23 protein-coding genes and 2 other annotated features are annotated in these 22,241 nt (G+C 32.0%); of the genes, 2 read left to right on the top strand and 21 right to left on the bottom strand.

What is annotated here, in order from left to right:
• Positions 1 to 428: 428 nt before the first annotated feature.
• The 15 genes from secDF to FNL83_RS05815 form a co-directional block, all read right to left on the bottom strand.
• On the bottom strand, positions 429 to 2,720 hold the full coding sequence (gene secDF / locus FNL83_RS05885) for a protein translocase subunit SecDF (protein WP_001830863.1): 2,292 nt from the start codon (positions 2,718 to 2,720) through the stop codon (positions 429 to 431).
• Between the two features lie 338 nt (positions 2,721 to 3,058).
• Entirely contained in the window at positions 3,059 to 3,319 is a 261-nt protein-coding gene (gene yajC, locus FNL83_RS05880) for a preprotein translocase subunit YajC (protein ID WP_001830800.1), read from the bottom strand.
• A 15-nt stretch (positions 3,320 to 3,334) separates the two neighbouring features.
• Positions 3,335 to 4,474 (bottom strand): tRNA guanosine(34) transglycosylase Tgt, encoded by a 1,140-nt coding sequence (gene tgt / locus FNL83_RS05875; RefSeq protein ID WP_001830840.1) that lies wholly within the window; start codon positions 4,472 to 4,474, stop codon positions 3,335 to 3,337.
• Between the two features lie 20 nt (positions 4,475 to 4,494).
• On the bottom strand, positions 4,495 to 5,520 hold the full coding sequence (queA, locus tag FNL83_RS05870) for a tRNA preQ1(34) S-adenosylmethionine ribosyltransferase-isomerase QueA (protein WP_001830755.1): 1,026 nt from the start codon (positions 5,518 to 5,520) through the stop codon (positions 4,495 to 4,497).
• Position 5,521: 1 nt separating this feature from the next.
• A complete protein-coding gene (gene ruvB, locus FNL83_RS05865) occupies positions 5,522 to 6,526 on the bottom strand; it encodes a Holliday junction branch migration DNA helicase RuvB (RefSeq protein ID WP_001830787.1) in 1,005 nt (334 codons plus the stop codon).
• Positions 6,527 to 6,539: 13 nt separating this feature from the next.
• Positions 6,540 to 7,142 carry a Holliday junction branch migration protein RuvA gene (gene ruvA, locus FNL83_RS05860; protein ID WP_001830895.1) on the bottom strand — a complete coding sequence of 201 codons (603 nt, stop codon included), beginning with the start codon at positions 7,140 to 7,142 and terminating at the stop codon, positions 6,540 to 6,542.
• Positions 7,143 to 7,154: 12 nt separating this feature from the next.
• On the bottom strand, positions 7,155 to 7,610 hold the full coding sequence (locus tag FNL83_RS05855) for an ACT domain-containing protein (RefSeq protein ID WP_001830784.1): 456 nt from the start codon (positions 7,608 to 7,610) through the stop codon (positions 7,155 to 7,157).
• An 11-nt stretch (positions 7,611 to 7,621) separates the two neighbouring features.
• Entirely contained in the window at positions 7,622 to 8,914 is a 1,293-nt protein-coding gene (gene obgE, locus FNL83_RS05850; RefSeq protein WP_001830741.1) for a GTPase ObgE, read from the bottom strand.
• A gap of 145 nt (positions 8,915 to 9,059) precedes the next feature.
• Positions 9,060 to 9,344 (bottom strand): 50S ribosomal protein L27, encoded by a 285-nt coding sequence (gene rpmA, locus FNL83_RS05845; RefSeq protein WP_001830822.1) that lies wholly within the window; start codon positions 9,342 to 9,344, stop codon positions 9,060 to 9,062.
• An 11-nt stretch (positions 9,345 to 9,355) separates the two neighbouring features.
• Positions 9,356 to 9,676, bottom strand: a complete 321-nt coding sequence (locus FNL83_RS05840; RefSeq protein ID WP_001830797.1) for a ribosomal-processing cysteine protease Prp — start codon at positions 9,674 to 9,676, stop codon at positions 9,356 to 9,358.
• Positions 9,677 to 9,680: 4 nt separating this feature from the next.
• Positions 9,681 to 9,989 (bottom strand): 50S ribosomal protein L21, encoded by a 309-nt coding sequence (gene rplU / locus FNL83_RS05835; protein ID WP_001830820.1) that lies wholly within the window; start codon positions 9,987 to 9,989, stop codon positions 9,681 to 9,683.
• Positions 9,990 to 10,001: 12 nt separating this feature from the next.
• Positions 10,002 to 10,078, bottom strand: a sequence feature (ribosomal protein L21 leader region).
• A gap of 32 nt (positions 10,079 to 10,110) precedes the next feature.
• The gene (gene mreD, locus FNL83_RS05830) at positions 10,111 to 10,632 is read right to left on the bottom strand and encodes a rod shape-determining protein MreD (protein ID WP_001830764.1); all 522 of its coding nucleotides are present in this window, start codon (positions 10,630 to 10,632) and stop codon (positions 10,111 to 10,113) included.
• Positions 10,632 to 11,471, bottom strand: a complete 840-nt coding sequence (gene mreC / locus FNL83_RS05825; RefSeq protein WP_001830832.1) for a rod shape-determining protein MreC — start codon at positions 11,469 to 11,471, stop codon at positions 10,632 to 10,634. The genes mreD and mreC overlap by 1 nt, the downstream gene beginning before the upstream one ends.
• A 406-nt stretch (positions 11,472 to 11,877) precedes the next feature.
• On the bottom strand, positions 11,878 to 12,018 hold the full coding sequence (locus tag FNL83_RS05820) for a hypothetical protein (protein ID WP_001830756.1): 141 nt from the start codon (positions 12,016 to 12,018) through the stop codon (positions 11,878 to 11,880).
• An 83-nt stretch (positions 12,019 to 12,101) separates the two neighbouring features.
• Positions 12,102 to 12,587, bottom strand: a complete 486-nt coding sequence (locus FNL83_RS05815) for a DUF4930 family protein (RefSeq protein WP_001832708.1) — start codon at positions 12,585 to 12,587, stop codon at positions 12,102 to 12,104.
• A 164-nt stretch (positions 12,588 to 12,751) separates the two neighbouring features.
• On the opposite strand from FNL83_RS05815, the gene FNL83_RS05810 reads away from it, so the two are divergent.
• A complete protein-coding gene (locus FNL83_RS05810) occupies positions 12,752 to 12,931 on the top strand; it encodes a hypothetical protein (protein ID WP_001830753.1) in 180 nt (59 codons plus the stop codon).
• A 63-nt stretch (positions 12,932 to 12,994) separates the two neighbouring features.
• Here the strand turns inward: FNL83_RS05810 and radC are convergent, their stop codons facing one another.
• The 4 genes from radC to FNL83_RS05790 form a co-directional block, all read right to left on the bottom strand.
• The gene (gene radC, locus FNL83_RS05805; RefSeq protein ID WP_064628203.1) at positions 12,995 to 13,660 is read right to left on the bottom strand and encodes a RadC family protein; all 666 of its coding nucleotides are present in this window, start codon (positions 13,658 to 13,660) and stop codon (positions 12,995 to 12,997) included.
• An 11-nt stretch (positions 13,661 to 13,671) separates the two neighbouring features.
• Complete coding sequence (locus FNL83_RS05800; protein WP_001832690.1) at positions 13,672 to 14,382, bottom strand: A24 family peptidase; 711 nt, start codon at positions 14,380 to 14,382, stop codon at positions 13,672 to 13,674.
• Between the two features lie 183 nt (positions 14,383 to 14,565).
• Positions 14,566 to 15,831: a bifunctional folylpolyglutamate synthase/dihydrofolate synthase gene (locus tag FNL83_RS05795; protein ID WP_001830782.1), complete on the bottom strand. Its 1,266-nt coding sequence runs from the start codon at positions 15,829 to 15,831 to the stop codon at positions 14,566 to 14,568.
• Between the two features lie 10 nt (positions 15,832 to 15,841).
• Positions 15,842 to 18,472 carry a valine--tRNA ligase gene (locus FNL83_RS05790; protein WP_001830862.1) on the bottom strand — a complete coding sequence of 877 codons (2,631 nt, stop codon included), beginning with the start codon at positions 18,470 to 18,472 and terminating at the stop codon, positions 15,842 to 15,844.
• A gap of 43 nt (positions 18,473 to 18,515) precedes the next feature.
• Positions 18,516 to 18,751, bottom strand: a binding site (T-box leader).
• Between the two features lie 63 nt (positions 18,752 to 18,814).
• Here FNL83_RS05790 and FNL83_RS05785 point away from each other — a divergent pair.
• Positions 18,815 to 19,375: a DNA-3-methyladenine glycosylase I gene (locus tag FNL83_RS05785; RefSeq protein ID WP_001830783.1), complete on the top strand. Its 561-nt coding sequence runs from the start codon at positions 18,815 to 18,817 to the stop codon at positions 19,373 to 19,375.
• 166 nt (positions 19,376 to 19,541) lie between these two features.
• Here FNL83_RS05785 and FNL83_RS05780 read toward each other — a convergent pair whose 3' ends face one another.
• Positions 19,542 to 20,609, bottom strand: coding sequence for an AbrB family transcriptional regulator (locus tag FNL83_RS05780; RefSeq protein ID WP_001830878.1), 1,068 nt, complete (start codon positions 20,607 to 20,609; stop codon positions 19,542 to 19,544).
• 348 nt (positions 20,610 to 20,957) lie between these two features.
• On the bottom strand, positions 20,958 to 22,241 hold the full coding sequence (gene hemL / locus FNL83_RS05775; RefSeq protein ID WP_002456470.1) for a glutamate-1-semialdehyde 2,1-aminomutase: 1,284 nt from the start codon (positions 22,239 to 22,241) through the stop codon (positions 20,958 to 20,960).

Here is a 22,241-nt window from a genome sequence, read left to right as displayed (position 1 = left end):
CTCAATAGTCTCGCCAAAATACTTTGTGTTTATATGTAATTTCACATTGAAATACTTTAAAAAATAAGGTCTTTCGTATAATTTAATAAATAGCAATAAACTAAATTAACGAGGTGCCTTATGTATAAAGATTATAATATGACTTAACTTACTCTACCAATGGAAATTTCAGTTCTTATCCCCACACATGATATTTCACGACATGTAAATGATATTGTAGAAATAATTCCAGATACAGAATTCGATGAATTCAGACATCATCGTGGCTTAATATAAAAAATAATAGCTCAACGAGCTGAAAATAATCAAAAAATTATAAAAAAGACAATTTCTATATTATTTCAATAGAAATTGTCTTTAATTACTTATCTTGGACCTTTTTGTTCCAGCCTCTTGTAAATTTTTAAAATTATTAAAATGTGAAGAAGTTAAACTAAGATTTTTTCATCGTTAGATTTCTTCTCTTTGTGTACTACTAATTTATTATTTTTTGTCTTTTTAAACTGTCGTTTCTTAAGCATGCCCCATAATGGTACAGCAATGAAAATTGACGAGAATACACCAGATAATAATCCAATTAGTAATGCTAAAGAGAAATTAAATATTGTTGGTGCACCTAATATTAATATTGCAACTACAACTACAACTACAGTCAACACTGTATTAATAGAACGTGTCATAGTTTGTCTAATAGAGCGGTTGACTATATCATCAATTTGATCAGTATGCGTAATTACTTTAACTTTATGCAGATTTTCTCGAACACGGTCGAAAGTTACGATTGTATCATTGATTGAATAACCAACGATAGTTAATACTGCTGCAATAAATGTTAAATCTACTTCTAATCTAAACAAACTAAAGATTGCAATGATGATAAATACGTCATGTAATAATGCAAGTACAGAAGATAGACCCATACGCCATTCAAATCTTAGTGAAACATAGATAATAATGCCTATAGAAGCAAGTATTAATGCAGTTACAGCATTTTTAGCTAGCTCTTGGCCTATGAGAGGTGAAACGGTATTAATTTGTGGATTATCTCCAAATTCAGATTTCACCTTAGCACTTAATTTATTGTCTTCCTCACGTGATAAATCTTTTTTAAACTGAACTGTGGCATTTTTATTTCCACTACCATTAATCTGTATTTGATCTGGTTCCAATCCAACTGATTTTACAGTTTTCTCAACCTGTGCTTGTGTTATAGCATTTTTAGATTGAATATCTGCTCTTGTTCCGGATGAGAAATCAATACCTAAGTTTAATTTAAATATTGAAATGATAATCAAACCAATAATTACAATTAAAATACTAAGTGAAATAAGTGGCTTAGCTAATTTAACAAAGTTTAACCTTTCATATGATGTTTTTAAATCATGTACATCTTTACCTTCATTAATATCATGTCTATCCTTCTTCTTAACACCAAATAACCAGTATTGTTTTTTAAAGAAGTTTGAAGATACCAGTAATGATAACAACCCTCTTGATAAGAATACTGCGGTTACAAATATCATTAAAATACCTAAGAGTAACATGGTTGCGAAGCCTTTGACTGAACTTTCTCCAAAGAAGAAAAGCACAGCTGCAGCGATGACAGTTGTTAAGTTGGAATCAAATATAGTTAAGAATGAACTTTTATTTGCTTTTGAATACGCTTGTTTAAGCGTGCGTCCAATTCTTAGTTCATCTTTAATACGTTCATACATTATGATATTGGCATCGACAGCCATACCTACACCTAAAACTAATGCCGCCAATCCAGGTAGAGTTAATACACCTGATATGAAATTGAATGCGACTAAAGTTAAATAAATATAAGTGGTTAAGGCAATGATTGCAACTAAACCAGGCAAACGATAGAAACCAAGCATAAATAAATAAATTAATGCTATACCTACAATTGATGCAAACATGGTCTTATCAAGAGCATCTTGACCAAATTGTGCACCAACAGAGTTAGAGTAAATTTCTTTTAAATCAACTGGTAATGAGCCGGCATTTAATAACTCAGCTATTTGTTTCGCTTCTTCAACACCTTTTTTCCCATTGAAGCCACCTGAAATTTCAACACTACTAGAATTAATAGGTTGGTCTACACTCGCTGCAGATATAAATTTAGGCTTTTTACCTTCTTGTTGCTTTTTAGCTTCTTTCTTGTAACTATCGCCTTTTTCGAAATCTAACCAAACTACCATGACATTGTCACGTTTTTTAGAAATCTTTTCAGTTACTTTCTTAAATTTATCTTTACTTTTTACTTTAAATGTAACTGTTGGTTGATTAGTTTCTTGTTTAAATTCTTGTTTAGCAGAGCCTTGTTTAATGTCTGAACCAGACATTAAAACATGATCTTCAGCATCTCTAATTGTTAAATTAGCTTGTGTCGATAATAATTTACGCGCTTGTGCTTGATCCTTGATACCTGCTAATTGTACACGAATTCGATTTGGATCTTCGATTTGTATTTTCGGTTCTGATACACCTAGAACATTTACACGATTTTCTAATGTTTGAGATGTAGCTTGAAGTGCTTTTTTATCAATTTTATCTCCTTTATTTAAAGGATCTACTTGGAAGAGGACTTCAAAACCACCTTGCAAATCTAGACCTAAATTAACATTTTTAACTACATTCTTATACGTCATACCCATTCCTGTGAATAGTAGAGCTATGAGGAGTATGAATGCAATTATTCTACTCGTTTTCTTCACATGAACACCTCATTATTTACTTATGTATCTAGAATACTCGATGAATAAATTATCGTGCAAGTTAAAATGATATTACGTTCACTTTAACGGACTTACTTATATTAACATACTCATAGAAATAGTGAAATTATTGTCTAAAAATGCAACAATTTTATAATAATTATTATGTTTAAAAAATACTAAAAAAACCTGAGACAGAAATTGTCCCAGGCATTCTTAACATTATAACAATCAATACAGAAGTTAAAATAAATTTATTTTAATCATTTAAGATTAGAATTCTATTACAGTAGAAAGATAAAACATTCTATCCCCTACATTTAGATATCAATCTGTATTTATGAAGGATCTACTTGTTTTATAGCTGGTTTTTCAAAAGTCATTTCTGTTCCATTACTATTTACTGTAATGATTACAGAAGTTTCATCTACAGCTTTTATAGTTCCTTTAATACCACCGATTGTAGTAATCTTTTGACCCGCTTCAACACGGTTAATCATTGCACGATGTTCTTTTGCACGTTTTTGTTGTGGTCTTATTAATAAGAAATACATTACGACCAATAATAAAATTGGTATAATCAATGAAGTTAATTCCATTTTAGTTACTCCTCTTTAAAAGTTTTTAGGGTTTTCTACATTTAATCCATATTGTTCAAAGAATTCATCTTTAAAATCTAAAAGACGGTCTTCTCGAATGGCTTGTCTAATATCTTCCATTAATTTTAGCAGAAAATGTAAATTATGAATAGTAGTAAGACGGATACCAAAAGTCTCTTCCGCTTTAACTAGATGTCTAATATAAGCTCTTGTGTAATGTTGACATGTATAACAGTCACATTGTTCATCAAGTGGTCTTAAATCATCTGCATATTTAGCATTTTTAACAACTAATCGACCATTTGATGTCATACAAGTACCATTTCTAGCAATTCTAGTAGGTAATACACAATCAAACATATCCATGCCCCTAATGCTACATTCAATCAAAGCATCAGGAGAACCTACTCCCATTAAATATCTAGGTTTATCTTTCGGCATAAATTGTTCTGTATGTTCAACCATGTCATACATAACAGGTTTTGGCTCACCTACAGACAGCCCTCCTATTGCATACCCTGGAAAATCAAGACTGACTAGCTCTTTAGCACTTTGTTCTCTTAAGTCTTTGTATTCTCCACCTTGAATAATACCGAACAGTGCTTGATCTCCAGGGCGTTGATGTGCTTTTAAACATCTGGCTGCCCATCGAGTTGTACGTTCGATTGAATCTTTGACGTAATCATATTCAGCTGGCATTGGTGGACATTCATCAAATGCCATCATAATATCAGAACCTAAATCATTTTGTATTTGCATAGACTTCTCGGGACTCAAAAATAGTTTTGAGCCATTGGTATGATGTCTAAATTCTACACCTTCTTCAGAAATTTTACGCAAATTACTTAAACTAAATACTTGGAAACCACCAGAATCTGTTAAAATTGGACCGTCCCAATTCATGAATTTGTGTAATCCCCCAGCGTGCTTGATAATATCATTTCCAGGTTGTAACCACAAATGATATGTGTTTCCTAATATAATCTTTGCTTCTATGTTTCTTAATTCTTCCGGGCTCATTGTTTTAACTGTTGCTTTTGTCCCAACCGGCATAAACATTGGTGTTTCAAAAGATCCATGCGGTGTATGTACAATTCCTAATCTGGCACCGGATTGTTTACATGTTTTTATATGCTCATATGTCACTGCAGGCATATGTTAAACCTCACATTCTTTTATATAATTAACATTGCATCTCCAAAACTAAAGAATCGATACTCCATTTCAACAGCTTTATGATAAGCGTTTAAAATATATTTTTTATTGCTAAATGCTGATACTAGCATGACTAACGTTGATTTAGGTAAGTGGAAATTAGTAATTAACCCATCTATCGCTTTAAACTCAAAGCCAGGATAAATAAAGATATCAGTCCATCCACTTGTGGCAACAAATTGAGGATGATCACGACGTATCGTTTCTAATGTACGCGTTGATGTTGTTCCAACTGATATCACACGCTTCCCACTTTCTTTTGTTTTATTTAATAAATCAGCCGTTTCTTGTGTCATTTGATAATACTCACTATGCATTTCGTGATCATCGATATTTTCAACACTTACGGGTCTAAAGGTTCCTAATCCAACATGCAATGTAATAAAAGCGATATGTACCCCTTTTTGTTTAATTTTATTTAGCAAATCATCAGTAAAATGTAAACCCGCTGTTGGTGCAGCTGCTGATCCACTCTCTTTAGCATAAACCGTTTGATACCTATCAGGATCATCTAATCTTTCTTTAATATATGGAGGTAATGGCATCTCGCCTAATTCATCTAAGCGTTCTTGGAGTATACCCTCATAATGTAGACGCATAATACGCCCGCCCTGTTCAAGTTCCTCAATACACTCAGCAACGATTTTACCATCTCCAAAATTTAGACGATGACCTTTTTTAATTCTCTTTGCAGGTTTAAGTAAAACTTCCCAATCATTACCTTCAATTTGGGTGAGCATTAGCATTTCAACTTTAGCACCAGTTTCTTCTTTTAGGCCAAATAATCTAGCAGGCATAACACGTGTATCATTAAGAACCAATGTATCACCAGGCTCAAAATAATGGATGACATCTCTAAAATGTAAGTGTGTCAGCTCACCAGTATCTTTGCTAAGAACTAACAATCTACTTTGGTCTCTGTTTTTTAGTGGTGTTTGTGCAATGAGAGACTCTGGCAAATGATAATCGAAATCTTCGATATTCAAATTATTCCCTCTTTTCGTTAGTAGTATTAAAGTGTTCATAGGCTAAAGCAGTTGCTTTTCTCCCACGTGGAGTCCTTTCCAAGAAACCTCTTTGGATTAAGAAAGGTTCATATACATCTTCTATAGTCACTCGTTCTTCACCTATTGAAACTGCAATTGTATCTAATCCAACAGGACCACCATTGTACTGATTAATAATACAATTCATCATTTTATGGTCAATGTAATCTAAACCGTGTTGGTCGACCTGCAGTAATTGTAATGCTCGTTTAGTCGTTTCAATATATATCTGATCGTCTTCATTTACTTGTTGGAAGTCTCTTACACGTTTTAGTAACCTATTCGCTATCCTAGGTGTACCTCTAGAACGACGAGCTAATTCTAAGGCGCTTTCCTTATCGATGTCCGTTCCTAAGACCTCTGCAGTTCGCGTGATTATTTCCTTTAAATCATTTTCATTATAATACTCTAATCTAAGATGCACACCAAAACGATCTCTTAATGGCCCCGTTAAACTACCGGCTCTTGTCGTTGCTCCAACTAATGTAAATGGCGGCAAATCTATTCGAATACTTCTTGCTTCATCGCCTTTACCGATGATGATGTCTAAGAAAAAATCTTCCATAGCAGGATACAGAACTTCTTCAACAACACTACTTAATCTATGAATTTCATCGATAAATAACACATCACCTGGCTGTAACCCAGATAATATCGCTGCTAAGTCACCTGGTCTTTCTAAAGATGGTCCTGAGATGGTACGAATATTTACCTCCATCTCATTAGCAATGATATTTGATAGCGTCGTTTTACCTAGTCCTGGAGGACCAAATAACAAGACATGATCGAGTGGCTCTTGTCTAAGTTTGGCAGCCTTGATAAAGACTTCTAAATTACTTTTTATAGAGGATTGACCTATATACTGCTTTAATTGTGTTGGTCTTAGTGATAATTCCAAGTCAGTATCTTCATTATGAAATTCTTGATCGACCATTCTTTTATCCATTTGACTTCCTCCATTAAGAAACTAGTGTTTGTAGTCCTATTTTAACGGCTTCATCCACACTATTCACATTATGTTTGTTTAAGGATTTTTCTACTTTGGTTAATTCTCGTTTAGAATAGCCCAGTGCTTGTAAAGCTAATAGTGCTTCAGATATTATTTGGTTTTGTTCATTACCATTAACTTGAGTTTGTAATAAATCGTCACTATTTTCTTCAGTAATTGTAACCTTCCCTTTTAAATCTAACACAATTTGTCTTGCAGTTTTCTTTCCTATCCCAGGAAATTGTGTTAAATAAGCATCATTTTCATTTTCGATAGCCAATTTAACTTCATGTGGTGTACTTGAAGCAAGTATCGCTAAAGCTGATTTAGGTCCTATCCCAGTCACTTTTATTAAGCTAAGAAACATTTCTTTTTCCTCTTCATTAATAAAGCCATATAGTAGTTGAGCATCTTCTCGTACAATTAGTGAAGTATAAATTTGGACTTCTTTTTCAAGATATTTTTGAAAACGATAGGAATTAGGCGTTTGTATCTCATAACCTATGCCACATGTCTCAACCACTACATGTGTAGGGAACAACTGAGATAATGTTCCTTTAATATATGCATACATGTCAGTACTCCTTTACATAGTCATACTTATTAAGTCTACTTTAGTTACATGATTTATCTCTCTTAATGATTCAATGACCTCATCAATGGATAAATTAGAATTTCTCGCATTTAAAGATAGTGTGATTGTCGCTTTATCTTCAATTGGAACACTTTGATGAATTGTCAACACTGATAATTGAAGTTGAGAGATTGCATTAAGAACTTGGGCTAACATTCCAACAATATCATTTACATATAAAATCAAAGTAAATTCTCTTTGATCTAATATTTTTTCATCTACTGGAAATATTGTCTCTCTATATTTGTAAAATGCACTTCTAGAGAGATTGAATTGTTTTACAGCATCATAAATGGACAAATTCGAATTATTTTTTAAAGCATCCTTAACTTTTAAAGTTTTGATGACAGATTCTGGTAGTACATCTTCTCTAATTAAATAAAATTTTCGATTGTCTTTATTGTCCAATTTAGACACCCCTATTCGACAAATTCAAATTCTCCGCCTAAGATTCTAACAATATCACCATTGCTACAACCTCTCTCTCTTAAAGCATCATCAATACCCATTGACCGCATTTGTCTTGCGAATCTTCTTACAGCTGGATCACTATTAAAATCAGTCATTTTAAACATTCTTTCAATAGCATTGCCACTCACTACATATGCGCCGTCATCATCTCTAGAAATAGTAAATTTATCTGCTGATGGTGTGTGTTTATATAATACACGATTAACACCTAAATTCTCATCTTCTTCAACTGAGAAGTCAACATCTTTAACTTCCTCGAGCTTATCGGCAATTTGATATAATAATTGATCAATATTGTCTCTCGTAATAGTTGAAACAGGAACAACTGTCACATCGTTATCTAATTGTTCCTTAAAATGCGATAAATTCCCTTGTGAATCAGGTAAATCCATTTTATTTGCGACTATAATTTGTGGACGATCTTCTAAGCGTTGTTTATAATTGATTAATTCTTGATTAATAATTTTATAATCGTCTAATGGGTTTCGACCTTCTGACCCACTCATATCAATCATATGAACAATCACTTTAGTTCGTTCAACATGTCTTAAGAATTGATGTCCAAGGCCGACACCATCAGAAGCGCCCTCAATTAATCCTGGTAAATCTGCCATAACAAAACTTCTATAATCAGGAGTTGAAACAACACCTAGATTAGGCTTTATTGTCGTAAAGTGATAAGCACCTATCTTAGGTTTCGCTTTAGAAACTATTGAAAGCAATGTAGATTTACCCACACTAGGAAAACCAACTAATCCAACATCTGCTAACAATTTCAACTCTAAAGTCACTTCTAATTCTTCGCCTGGCTCACCATTTTCACTAAAATCTGGCGCAGGATTTCTAGGGGTAGCAAATCTTGAGTTACCACGCCCGCCGCGTCCTCCTCTAGCTACAATAGCACGTTGGCCATCTTCAACCAAATCTGCAAGCACTTCTTCACTTTCAACACTTTTAATAATTGTACCTGGTGGTACTTTTAACACTAAGTCTTCCGCATTTCTACCATGCATGTTGCTACTTTGACCATTTTCGCCTTTTTTAGCTTTAAAATGTCTTTGATATCTGAAATCTAATAAAGTTCTCAATCCTTCATCCACTTCAAATACCACAGAAGCACCTTTACCACCGTCGCCACCAGCTGGACCACCAAAAGGTACATATTTTTCTCTTCTGTAAGCAGTGATGCCATTACCTCCATCACCAGCTTTTAGAGATATTTTCACTTGATCGACGAACATATATCTCACCTCTTTTACTCCGAAATTTTAATCTTTTTAATTATATCACTATATATAGTGATATAAAAACTATAGTCAATTTGTATTTTTACCTAAACAAAATAAAACACCAGAAGTATTCACTTCTGGTGTTTACTAGACAAAATTATTCAGCAACTGCGTATACAGAAACTTGCTTTTTGTCGCGACCTTTGCGTTCAAACTTAACAACGCCGTCGATTTTAGCGAATAATGTATCATCGCCACCACGACCTACATTTTCACCAGGGTAGATTTTAGTACCACGTTGGCGATAAAGGATAGAACCACCTGATACATATTGACCATCAGCACGTTTTGCACCTAAACGTTTAGACTCAGAGTCACGTCCGTTTTTTGTAGAACTTACCCCTTTTTTAGATGCGAAGAATTGTAAGTTTAATTTTAACATCGGGATACACCTCACTTATAATTTAATTTGATATTTTCATTATATTCTTCTTCTATAGTTTGTAAAGAAACTAACATTGCTTGAAGAATTAATTGAGCTTCTTTGTTATTCGTATCAACACTTCTTATATGAAAATATCCGCCGTCATCTTCGTAGTTGATATCTGGCTTCTCTGATGTTAATCCCATTATAGCATTAACACTTCCAAATAAGACTGCTGATGCTCCTGCACAGACAATATCATGACCATATTCACCATGATTAGCATGACCATCCATGACTACATCTGTGACCTTACCTTCGTCATTAACCGTAATATCAACAGTAATCATACGATTATGCGTTGATTTTATCGATTGTTAATTTAGTATATGGTTGACGATGGCCTTTTTTACGTTTAGAGTCTTTGCGACGTTTGTAAGTGAAGACAGTAATTTTTTTACCGCGTCCTTGTTTATTAACTGTCGCAGTTACTGATGCACCTTCAACTGTTGGAGCACCAACTTTAACTGAGTCGCCACCTACAAATAAAACTTTATCAAAAGTGAATGAGTCACCTTCGTTAGCATTTAATTTTTCAACGTAGATTTCTTGACCTTCTTCTACTTTGATTTGTTTTCCACCTGTTTCAATTATAGCAAACATACTTTGCACCTCCTATATAATAAGTCACGCCATATACAGGTGACAATATGATTGTACTTCAACCTGTATGCGAGCGGTTGTATGTAGCTTGAAACTACTCAACTACTGCATCTTACCATCACTATGCCTTACTGTCAATTGTGTTTTTTACTTTTTTAGTAAATTTAATAATAATAGGAAATAACATAATCAGTAATAAAAAATTAATGATGAGAGTTGGAATAAGTCTTAATAATACAAATTCTATTAAATTAAATTTAATGAAACCTATTACTCCATAGATCATAGCCACATATACTTCTAAAAACATTGTGGATAATAAAATGATAAAAAATAATACAGAATAATCTCGATAAAAGATTTTAAAAAATTTATCAACTATAACAACTAAAATGATATAACCAAACATATATAAACCATATATACTTCCAAAATATAAATCAGTTACTATTCCGAAAAAGAATGCTAAAGACATAGCAACGCCAAAACCTCGGTAAACCGTCATGATAAGAATGTACATGATAGTTAAATGTGGTACAAAAATAATATCAATTTTCCCGAAATGCATGGGGATGGTAAGCCCTATAATGGTATCAATATAAAATAGAAGTATACCTATTAGAAAGTAATAAAAAGTACGCATTAATTATCACTACCTTCATCAGGTATAGTACTGACATCACGTTTAGCAACATACACATGAGTTAAATCTGTCATATCAGCTCCAGTTTTGACCCGTACTTGTTTAGCAAGCCCATATTGATCATTTTCGACTTTTGTTACTTCACCAATATATAACCCACTCGGTAATTGATCTGCTAATCCACTTGTTACTACTTTATCGCCTTTTTTAACGCTATCTTTGTTATTAATATCACTTATGATCAATTCTTCGTTTTTATTGTCGTATCGATCGATTAAACCAAAAATATTCTTAGTACCGTGATGAATATTAACAGATAATTTTCCTGCTCGAGTATGAGTGGAAATAAGGTCTACTTGTGATGAAAACTGATTAACTTTGGTTACTCTTCCAACTAATCCTTCTGTTGTCATGACGGCCATATTATTTTTTATACCTGCTTTGGAGCCCTTATCTATTAATATCGTATTCATCCATTGATCTGGGTTTCTCGCAATAACTGAAGTAGAAATAGGTTCATATTTTGATAAATCTTTGATATCAAGTTCTTTTTTATATTTCTTATTTTCTGATTCTAACTCTTCATTTTTAGCTTCAAGTTGTTTGATTTTATTTTTATCCTTTTTTGAGCTTCCTTTTTCAAATAAATCACCAATAGATCCAGTAACAAATTGAATTGGATAACTGATTACTCTTTGTCCAAATGATACAGAGTCTCCTACGTATTGTTCAGCTGGAGATTGGGTCTGAGAACGTATCGATAACCCTATTAATGCAATAAAAATAATCATTGCACATAAAACGACAATGAGCTTGTTATTACTAAAAAACTTAAGCACCCAGAACACCTCTATATGACTAAAATTAGTATCTTAATATATTTTATATTACTCATTCAGTTAAATAAAGCACTAACTTTATGAAATTGATTCTATTTTATTATTTGTGACTATAGAGCTAACATTAATCAAACTGATTAATAAAATAGATAGAGTAAACGAGCTATGGAAAACTTCACTAAATCTTGATATAACTAGACTTCAAATAAATTTTTAATATAATCATTAACTGTCAGAACATAAAAGTGCCTGGAACAAAATTCATTGTCCCAGGCTTAACACAAATCATCAAAATTTTATTTCTATTAAATTATATTAAATTAAAATGATAAAATATTTACATCATTCTAAACTGAGTAATTTTACTTACTTTATAACGCTTACTGATTCACTTTATTTTGGTAAGTTATTCTTTATCTTTCTTCTTTGAAGACTTATCTTTCTTTTCATCTTCACTATAAAGTGTTTCTTCTTTTCTCCAGCGAGCAAAAAGATTTTGCGCTTTTGCTTGTTCATTAGCTTGTTTTTCTTTTGATTGTTCAGCCATTTTGAATCACACCAACCTTTATAAATAATCTATATAAACCCTAACGCATTTAAAACTGGTTTTCAAATGAATCATTCCTATTGTTATTGATAGGCTTCAATTGGCTTCAAATTAATAGGTTGTTTTAATTGATTTAGGTCTTCGTTCATTTCGAATTCAGTATTATAAACTCGGATATAATCATCACCGAATTTATAAATAATAAATTCGTCACCTTGTTGGCCAGCAAGATATTCGTCATTGAATCCCATACGTTCTAAACCTGAAACAGACATAAATTCTGCCTTATCAATCATATTAAAAACTGTCTTAATTTGACCTGCTGGAACATTATTGATGATATCATTTTCTTTTAAAATGTAACTTTTATCGTTACTAGGTTGTGAATAGAGTGTATTATTTTTTTGACTCACTTTCTGTGTGATATTTTGATGATGATTGTTCATATCATTAAGTGGGTTCCATTCTTGATTTTTGAGAAATGGTGCATGTTGAAGAGCTATATATATAATCAATATTATCGCTAATACTGCAATAATATTTTTAATAACACTAAAGATATATCTCATATAAGCCCTCCTTTTACAAATCAAATTTAGTATAATTTAAAATATTTTTCATTACATCAGACTATAGCCGTATAGATGATGTATCTATAGACCGATGGCAAATCAGTTAATATAATATATAATACTACATATACAATATAAGTGATTTAAGGAGGTTCAACATAATGAGCATTTTAACGATTATTTTAATTGTTTTGCTAGTCATCCTCTTATTTAAAGTTGGATTATCTATATTACGCTTTTTGATTTCAGTAGGCATTGTTTTGTTATGTATCTATTTAGGTTATCAAGGTGTATTATGGTTATTTGAACATTTTCAAAACTTTTCAGGTTTTATTCAATAATAAATCATAAGTTAGCTATACAAATTTTTTAATTAAAATTTTTAATGTATTTAGCTAGCTTTTTTATTTATCAAAATACCCCGCTTCAACTAAACTCGTAAATTTATTATCACCAATAATAATATGATCAAGTAAATTTATACCTAATATATCTCCGCACTCTTTAAGTCTATACGTTGTAGTAATATCCTCTTTCGAAGGTGTTACATCACCTGAAGGATGATTATGTACAACTATTATTGAATTAGAAGACTCTCTTATTGCAATATTAAATACTTCTCTTGGATGAATAATCGAACTATTCAATGTGCCTTTATATACCCAAGCTTGTTTTGTGACTATATTTTTTGAGTTAAGTAAAAGTACAACAAAATGTTCTTGCTCTAAATCTTTCATTGTCGACATCATCAGACTAGCAACGTCACTAGGATGTGTAATCTGTACTTTGTCAAAAGTGCTTGTAGAATTAATACGTTCACCTAGTTCAAATGCAGCCTGTAATATTACAGCTTTATAAAGTCCAATGCCCTTTATTTTCAGTAGATCATTTATAGACAATTTTTTTAAATCTCTAATAGTGGATTGTTGCTTCAGTAATTCGTTTGCAATGTCAATACTAGAAAATCCTTTTCTACCAGTGTTTAAGAGAATTGCTAAAAGTTCAACATTGGATAGACTTTTAGCGCCATATGTAATTAAACGTTCTCTAGGTTTTTCATGCAGTGCCATTTCATTTATTCTTAATAAAATTCTCCCCCTAAAAGAAATAAAAGTTGGTGATAAACTGATGAAGTTACTACGAATGATAAGAATATAAATGGTATTAAAGGTAAATATTTAATATCTTTAAAAGAAAAAATTTTTAAAATTATGGCAAAAATCCCCCCAATGATAAACGTAAATACAACAATAAAAAAGAAAAAATTTAACGGAAATATAAGTCCCAATATATTAAAAAGCAATATGTCTCCATACCCTATAAATTTAGATGCGAATAGATAAATAACATGTGAAATCAAAAATATCATTATAAAATTACCAAAATAGGTTTGGGTTGTAAAAACAGATACGACTGTGTATACAAATAAGAGTCTCATATCAATATGCATTGAGTGAATATCGTAAAGACACATCGTCAGTAGAAACAGGAAAGTTATTAAAAATAATGTGAAGTGTATATTAAAATGAGTAGGATAATAGAGGAAAATAGCACCAAACGAAACGAGTTCTCCGATTAAATATAAACGTTGTAATGGTTGATTACAACAACGAGATTGTGCACGAAGTTTTAAAAAACTTATAATAGGCAGTAAATCTAAGGGTTTTATGATAGTATGACAAAAATCACAGTGAGACCTAGAATAAAGATATTGAAGTTTTAATATATTTTGATTGCAAAATTGATAAAGAAAACTAAATATAATGCTACAAGTATAGGCAAGTAATAGCATATATCACACTCCTCAACATTTATTATAAACAGTCTTAAACAAAAGTAAATATGAGAAGAATTTTACAATTCGTTCATGAGTATGTCTTCTTTCTAGACTTTTATAAACATAAATTATTAAAGAAGATTATACAAAGAAAGAGTGAAACTTACAGTTTTAACTGCAGTTGTCACTCTTTTGAATTTAATTAAAATTAATTTTTGCTTTTACCTCGCTGATGAAGTATAAACTTCCAGTAATAATCAGCCCATCACCTTCGTAATTTTCAATAAAATCAACATAATCATCAATTAAATGTAAATTATCTAATTTCAATTCTTCGGCAATTTCTTCTTTAGCTAATGCTTTTGGAAACTCAAAATCTGCTATATAGAATTTTGATGCAATATCATTTAATTTGTTAATCATACTATGAATTGGCTTTCCTTTAATTGCAGAAAATAAAATATCAATTTTATCTCTTCCATAATAATGTCTTATTGTGTCTACTAACGCATCAATACTTTCATTATTATGAGCACCATCAATAACCATTAATGGTTGTTCTTTTACTTGTTCTATTCTACCTGTCCAATTCACAGATTCTATACCGTCTATCATTTTATTAAAATCTAATTCTATGATTTGTCTTTCATTTAATTCAATGAGAGCAGTAATAGCAAGTGCTGCATTTTCCTTTTGATGTTCCCCTAACATATTAAGAATGATAGTTTCTAATTCATAATCTTTATACCGATATGTGAACTCATCATCTTGGGAGACAACGGTAATCTCCCGATCCAATTCAATTGGTTTTGCGTTCTGTTCAAGCGCATAATCTCTCACATACTTTAAAGCATCGTCATTTTTTACAGCATAAACAATCGGTATATGTGGTTTAATTATAGCTGCCTTATCTTTTGCAATATCTAAATAAGTTGTTCCTAAGATATCTGTATGGTCAAGTCCTATACTTGTGAGTATGGATAGCACAGGTTTAAAAACATTCGTCGAATCATTTTTAATTCCTAAACCTGCTTCAATTATCACAAAATCAACAGGATTTATCTCACCAAAATAAAGGAACATCATTGTTGTTATAATCTCAAATTCAGTAGCCCCACCTAAATCTGTTTCTATCTCTAAGGCTTCACTAACAGGTTTAACTCGTTCAACTAATTGAACAATTTCATCGTTCATAATTGGTACACCGTTTAAACTAATACGTTCATTGAAACTTTCAATAAATGGTGAGATAAATGTTCCAACTGAGTAATCGTTCTCAATTAATGCGGTTCTCAAGTATGCAACAGTTGAACCTTTACCATTTGTTCCACCCACATGAATACCTCTAATTTTATGTTGGGGATTATTTAATTGTTCTAGCATCCATTCCATACGTTTGACGCCAGGTTTGATACCAAATTTAGATCTTTCGTGTATCCAATACAAGCTGTCTAGGTAATTCATGATCATGCTCCTATGCCTTTAATTGTTCAATTCTAGATTTAACACCATTATATTTTTCTTGATAATGTTGTTGTTTTTCTTTTTCTTCATTAATTATTTTTTCTGGTGCTTTATTTACAAAATTCTCGTTGGATAACTTTTTATCTACTCTATCTAACTCGCTTTGTAATTTATCTAATTCTTTTTCAAGTCGAGCAATTTCTTTGTCCATATCAATAAGACCTTCTAATGGCAAAACTACCTTACCAGCAACTACTACAGTTGTCATAGCTTTTTCTGGAATTTCAATCTCAGTATCAATAGTCAATTGACTTGGATTACAGAATTTGTGTAGGTAACTTATGTTATCCATAAGTGTATGTTTAATCTTTTCATCTTTAGTTTGAATTAAAATCGGTATTGCCTTAGATAACGGTGTGTTAACTTCAACTCTTGATTGACGGACAGATTTAATAATTTCAACTAATTGTTCCATTGTTTGTTTACTTTCATTAAAGATTAATGCTTGATCAACAGTTGGCCAGTTAGCTTTTACAATTGTTTCTCCATGATGTGGAAGACTTTGCCAAATTGTTTCTGTCACAAAAGGCATAAATGGATGTAACATTTTCATTATTTTATCTAAAACATAACTAAGTACTGATCGCGTCGTTTGCTTTTGAGATTCGTCCTCGCCATTCATAGGTATCTTGCTCATTTCAATATACCAATCGCAGAACTCATCCCAAATGAAATTATAAAGCGCACGACCTACTTCACCAAATTCGTATTTATCACTTAATTCGGTTACTGTAGATATCGTTTCATTTAATCTAGTCAATATCCATTGATCTGCTAATGACAAATTACCACTTAGGTCTATATCTTCGACTTTAAAATCTTCACCAATATTCATTAAACTAAAGCGGGCAGCATTCCATATTTTATTAATAAAATTCCAAACTGATTCAACTTTTTCAGTAGAATATCTCAAGTCATGACCTGGTGAAGATCCTGTTGCTAAAAAGTAACGTAGACTATCAGCGCCATACTCGTCAATAACATCCATAGGATCAACGCCATTACCTAATGATTTACTCATTTTACGCCCATCTTCAGCTCTGACTAAACCGTGGAGTAATACATCATTAAATGGTCTTCTATCAGTAAATTCTAATCCTTGGAAAATCATACGGGCTACCCAGAAGAAAATGATATCATAACCAGTAACTAATGCATTTGTCGGATAATAACGTTTAAAATCATCAGCATTTGTATCAGGCCATCCTAATGTTGAAAACGGCCAAAGTGCACTTGAGAACCATGTATCTAATACATCCTCATCTTGTATCCAATTCTCGATGTCTTCAGGTGCTTCTTCACCAACAAAGACTTCACCTGTATCTTTATGATACCAAGCAGGTATTTGGTGGCCCCACCATAGTTGACGCGAAATCGTCCAATCTCTAATTTCTTCCATCCAGCGATTGAATGTATTTTCAAATCTACCTGGGAAAAAGTCAATTCTATCTTTTGTATTTTGATTATCCAAAGCTCTTTGTGCCAAAGGTTTCATTTTTACAAACCATTGTGTAGACAAATAAGGTTCTACTATTGCACCAGAACGTTCAGAATGTCCTACTGAATGTGTATGTTCTTCAATTTTTATAACAAGATCTTGTTCTTTTAAGTCTTTAACAAGCTGATTTCTACAATCAAATCTATCCATCCCTTTGTATTTATCAGCTTTATCGTTCATCTTACCATATTCATCCATGACTATAATATTTTCTAATTGATGTCTTTGACCAATTTCAAAGTCATTAGGATCATGTGCCGGAGTAACTTTCATTGCTCCTGAACCAAATTCAATATCAACGTATTCATCAGCTAAAATAGGTAACTCTCTTCCTACAATAGGTAATATAACTGTTTTACCAATCACATCTTTATACCTTTCGTCATTTGGATTTACAACAATAGCAGTGTCACCTAACATAGTCTCAGGACGTGTAGTAGCTATTTCTATATATCCATTCCCATCAGCATAAGGATATTTAAAATGATAAAAAGCACCTTGGACATCTTCATGAATGACTTCAATATCTGATAAAGCTGTTCTAGCTTTAGGGTCCCAGTTAATAATTCTTTCACCACGATAAATAATACCTTTATTATATAAATCAACAAATACTTTTCTTACAGCTTTACTTAAACCATCATCTAACGTAAAGCGTTCTCTACTATAATCTAACCCTAAGCCAAGTTTAGCCCATTGTTGTCTAATAAATGTTGCATACTCTTCTTTCCAATCCCATGCTTGCTGTAAAAATTTTTCTCTTCCTAAGTCGTGTCTAGATATACCTTGTTCATTAAGTTTTGCTTCAACCTTTGCTTGAGTTGCTATACCAGCATGATCCATACCAGGCAGATATAAAGTATCGTATCCTTGCATTCTTTTCATTCTAGTTATTATATCTTGTAAAGTAGTATCCCATGCATGACCTAAATGTAATTTACCTGTTACATTAGGGGGCGGAATTACAATTGTATATGCCTCTTTAGATTTATCTTCAGATGGTTTAAAGTAACCATTACTTACCCATTCCTCATAACGACCCTTTTCAACTTCTCTTGGATCATATTTTGGTTTCATTTCCATATGTCTACCTCCTAAAAAATAAAAAGAACATCCATCCTATAAAAAATAGGACGGATGTTCTGTTCCGTGGTACCACCTATATTCAAGAAGAAATAATTCATTCTTTTCTTCAAGCACTTAAGTCTCTGATTAACGCTCATACACGCTTCTACCTACTTGTCGTCTATGTTTCAATAGAAGTTATAAAATAGGGCTACCTTCAGACTTAATCATTTACATATTCACAGCCACCATATGCTCTCTTTAAAATGATATAAACTTACTCTTCCCAAATAATATATTCTTTTACTCATTTATATTATAATGGATATTAAAATAAGTCAATGTATTGGAGATGAAATTATGAATGAATGTGCTTTTAACACAACTGATCCTATCTATATAGAGTATCATGATTATTATTGGGGACAACCAATCTATGATAGCAAAGAATTATTTAAGCTAATGGCTCTTGAATCACAACATGCAGGATTATCATGGTTGACAATATTAAAGAAAAAAGAATCGTATGAACAGGCATTTTACAACTTTGAACCTCAATTTATCGCACATATGACTGAACAGGATATTGATTATTTAATGAAATTCCCAAACATTATTCATAATCGTAAAAAGTTAGAAGCAATTGTGAGCCAAGCGAAGGGATATTTAAAAATTGAAAAAGACTATGGTAGTTTTAGTAAATTTTTATGGTCTTATGTAAATCATCAACCCATAAATATGGGTTATAAAAAACCTAGAGATCGTAAAAAAGTTGATCAAAGAGCTACTCAATTATCAAAAGATTTAAAAGCATATGGTTTTAAATTTTTAGGTCCAGTAACCGTGTTCTCATTCTTAGAAGCTGCTGGATTGTATGACTCACATCTTGAAGGATGTCCTTTCAAACCAAATCATGAGTGAAGCATAGACATAAGTTGCGCTGCGGATATTCAAACAATATGAGTTTTTCACGCATACTAAAAGTTTACAACGTTTAATTTATCTAGATTTTACTTTTAAGTAATTACAATTACTCGCAAATATTTTCGAAGTTTTATTTAAAAATGTATAACTTAAGTCATTAAAATCATTTATTATTTAATTTAACATTAATAAAATAACCAATTAGTGGCGCAATGACAAATAATATAAAAAATATTCTAAAAATGTGATAGCTTGAAATCATCGCTACATCAGCTCCAGTAGCCATAGCCACTAAAACTATTTGACTCATACCTCCTGGTGCTGCTCCTAAAAACAATTCATTGATGGATTCATTAGTAATCAAATGTATTCCTATTATCATTATAAACGTTGTGACTATGAGCATTATATTTTGAAAGGCTATTGCTATTGCAATTCTTCCCTTTAAATCACTCATTAAGTTGGCAATCTGTAATCCAATACGTATCATATAAATAAGTTGCGCTGTGGCTAACAACCAATGATCTAGTGAAAATGTTAAATGTGTTGTCATATTCCATATAATTAAAACTATTATAGGTGCTAATAATTGTTTAGTGGGGAAGTTAATTTTTGACATTCCTATATAGATGATTCCCACCATTGAGAATAAGATGATTATTTGCCATATATTTAAAGTCTGAGAAAGTGTGGGTACTTCCATTGTAGTATGATTCATTTCATGATGGTTATCCTGAAAAAAATACGAAATAAGTGGTACTAAAATAACAACAAATATTACACGTGATGTCTGTGTTAAACTCACAACTAATATATTTGCTTTCTTATTTTCTTCTGCCATCACTAACATTTGGCTTAGCGCACCTGGTATAACACTTAAAATTGCAGTTTCTAAATTTACTTGTGCAATTTTCTTAAAAAAGAATGCAATTATCAAAGCTAATAAAATTAGTAGGATAGTGACAAAAACGATAGTTAGCCAATTTTTACTTATGTCTTTAATCACTTGTTGTGTGAAGGTAGAGCCAATTTGAACTCCAAGTAGTATTAAACCAATTTGACTCAACCAAAATGGCCATCGTATTTTTAATTTTAATACTTTTACACATAATAACGCCGCTAATATTGGTCCAAACATAAATGGCAAAATCACATGTAACATTTTTAATAACAGACTTAACATAATAGCAATTAATAATATGATTAAATTATTAATAAAATTCCGCTTCAAAATACCACTCTACTTTCGTTAAAAGTAAGTCACAAAATTTCTAACTTTATTTAAATTCAAAGAGTAGAACAAAATGCATCTTAAATTCCTAGTCCACCATCGAACCCCAACTTGCCCTGTCTGTTGAATTTCTCAGTGAAATTCTTTTTGTTAGGGCCCCAAACCCCAACTCGCCTTGTCTGTTGAATTTCTAAGTGGAATTTACTGTATTGATGACATAACATAGCTTTAAAAGTTGATATAAGTGCATTTTTAATTCAGTTATAAACTACTTATAAGTTAAGAAAGTCTAGGACATTGACTTTTGCCCTAGACTCAATTAATTTAAATAATTATATTTTAAAATTATCACACAATACGACTTAATGCATTATCAAATGCTTGGATAGTTTTCTCAATATCATCTTTAGTATGTGCAGTTGATAAAAATGTTCCTTCAAATTGTGAAGGTGGTAGGAAAACACCTTCCTTAGCCATTTCTCTATACATATTACTAAATAATTTTAAATCACTTTTATTTGCTTCCTCAAAATTTGTTACAGGCCCCTCATTTAAGAAGTAACCAATCATTGAACCAGCGCGATTTACTGTGATTGGAACATTATGCTTAGCAAATACCTCTTTTAATCCTTTTTCAAGTATATCTCCTAGAGAATTAAAATACTCATAAGATTCAGGAGTAAGTTGACTCAATGTTTCATAACCACTAGTCATTGCTAAAGGATTACCTGAAAGTGTGCCAGCTTGATAAATAGTCCCAACAGGAGCAATGTAATCCATAATTTCTTTTTTACCACCAAAAGCTCCAACGGGTAAACCTCCACCTATCACTTTTCCTAAGCAAGTTAAATCAGGTGTTACACCAAAGTATCCTTGCGCACAATTATAACCTACACGGAAACCAGTCATCACTTCATCAAATATAAGTAATGCTCCATATTCATTAGTAATATCTCTTAAACCTTGTAGAAATCCATTCACTGGAGGCACTACACCCATATTTCCAGCAACCGGTTCAACAATAACACCAGCAATATCATCGCCATATTTTTCGAACGCTAATTTAAGTGAATCTAAATCATTATATGGCACCGTGATAGTGTTTTTAGCAATACCTTCAGGGACGCCTGGTGAATCAGGTAAACCTAGTGTTGCAACACCTGATCCTGCTTTAATCAATAAAGAATCACTGTGTCCATGATAACACCCTTCAAATTTTATAATTTTATTACGTCCTGTATAACCCCTAGCTAAACGAAGTGTGTCTAAAGTAGCTTCAGTTCCTGAGGAAACCATTCTTACTTTTTCAATTGAAGGTACACGGTCAATCACAAGTTCAGCAAGTTTATTTTCTTGAAGTGTTGAAGCGCCGAAGCTTGTACCTTTATCTACTGCTTCATGTAATTTGGATATAACTTGTTGATTTTTATGTCCCAGAATTAATGGGCCCCAACTTAGCACATAATCAATGTATTCATTTCCATCAATATCATATATTTTAGATCCTTCACCATGATCCATAAAAATAGCTGGTGTGTCTACTGATTTAAATGCTCTTACGGGACTGTTAACACCGCCAGGCATTAATTTCTCAGCTTGCTCCATTGCTTTAATAGATTTTTCAAAACTCAT

It is taken from the genome of Staphylococcus epidermidis, from assembly GCF_006742205.1.
GTDB classification, from domain to species: Bacteria; Bacillota; Bacilli; order Staphylococcales; family Staphylococcaceae; genus Staphylococcus; species Staphylococcus epidermidis.
Note: the sequence above shows the minus strand (reverse complement) of the source record. Positions and strands in the feature narration are given on the sequence as shown.

Coding starts and splice junctions, on each gene's coding strand:
- yajC (WP_001830800.1), bottom strand. CDS start 3,319: ATGGAATTAACTTCATTGATTATACCAATTTTATTATTGGTCGTAATG.
- tgt (WP_001830840.1), bottom strand. CDS start 4,474: ATGCCTGCAGTGACATATGAGCATATAAAAACATGTAAACAATCCGGT.
- ruvB (WP_001830787.1), bottom strand. CDS start 6,526: ATGGATAAAAGAATGGTCGATCAAGAATTTCATAATGAAGATACTGAC.
- ruvA (WP_001830895.1), bottom strand. CDS start 7,142: ATGTATGCATATATTAAAGGAACATTATCTCAGTTGTTCCCTACACAT.
- obgE (WP_001830741.1), bottom strand. CDS start 8,914: ATGTTCGTCGATCAAGTGAAAATATCTCTAAAAGCTGGTGATGGAGGT.
- rpmA (WP_001830822.1), bottom strand. CDS start 9,344: ATGTTAAAATTAAACTTACAATTCTTCGCATCTAAAAAAGGGGTAAGT.
- FNL83_RS05840 (WP_001830797.1), bottom strand. CDS start 9,676: ATGATTACTGTTGATATTACGGTTAATGACGAAGGTAAGGTCACAGAT.
- rplU (WP_001830820.1), bottom strand. CDS start 9,989: ATGTTTGCTATAATTGAAACAGGTGGAAAACAAATCAAAGTAGAAGAA.
- mreD (WP_001830764.1), bottom strand. CDS start 10,632: ATGCGTACTTTTTATTACTTTCTAATAGGTATACTTCTATTTTATATT.
- FNL83_RS05820 (WP_001830756.1), bottom strand. CDS start 12,018: ATGGCTGAACAATCAAAAGAAAAACAAGCTAATGAACAAGCAAAAGCG.
- FNL83_RS05815 (WP_001832708.1), bottom strand. CDS start 12,587: ATGAGATATATCTTTAGTGTTATTAAAAATATTATTGCAGTATTAGCG.
- FNL83_RS05810 (WP_001830753.1), top strand. CDS start 12,752: ATGAGCATTTTAACGATTATTTTAATTGTTTTGCTAGTCATCCTCTTA.
- radC (WP_064628203.1), bottom strand. CDS start 13,660: ATGGCACTGCATGAAAAACCTAGAGAACGTTTAATTACATATGGCGCT.
- FNL83_RS05800 (WP_001832690.1), bottom strand. CDS start 14,382: ATGCTATTACTTGCCTATACTTGTAGCATTATATTTAGTTTTCTTTAT.
- FNL83_RS05795 (WP_001830782.1), bottom strand. CDS start 15,831: ATGAATTACCTAGACAGCTTGTATTGGATACACGAAAGATCTAAATTT.
- FNL83_RS05790 (WP_001830862.1), bottom strand. CDS start 18,472: ATGGAAATGAAACCAAAATATGATCCAAGAGAAGTTGAAAAGGGTCGT.
- FNL83_RS05785 (WP_001830783.1), top strand. CDS start 18,815: ATGAATGAATGTGCTTTTAACACAACTGATCCTATCTATATAGAGTAT.
- hemL (WP_002456470.1), bottom strand. CDS start 22,241: ATGAGTTTTGAAAAATCTATTAAAGCAATGGAGCAAGCTGAGAAATTA.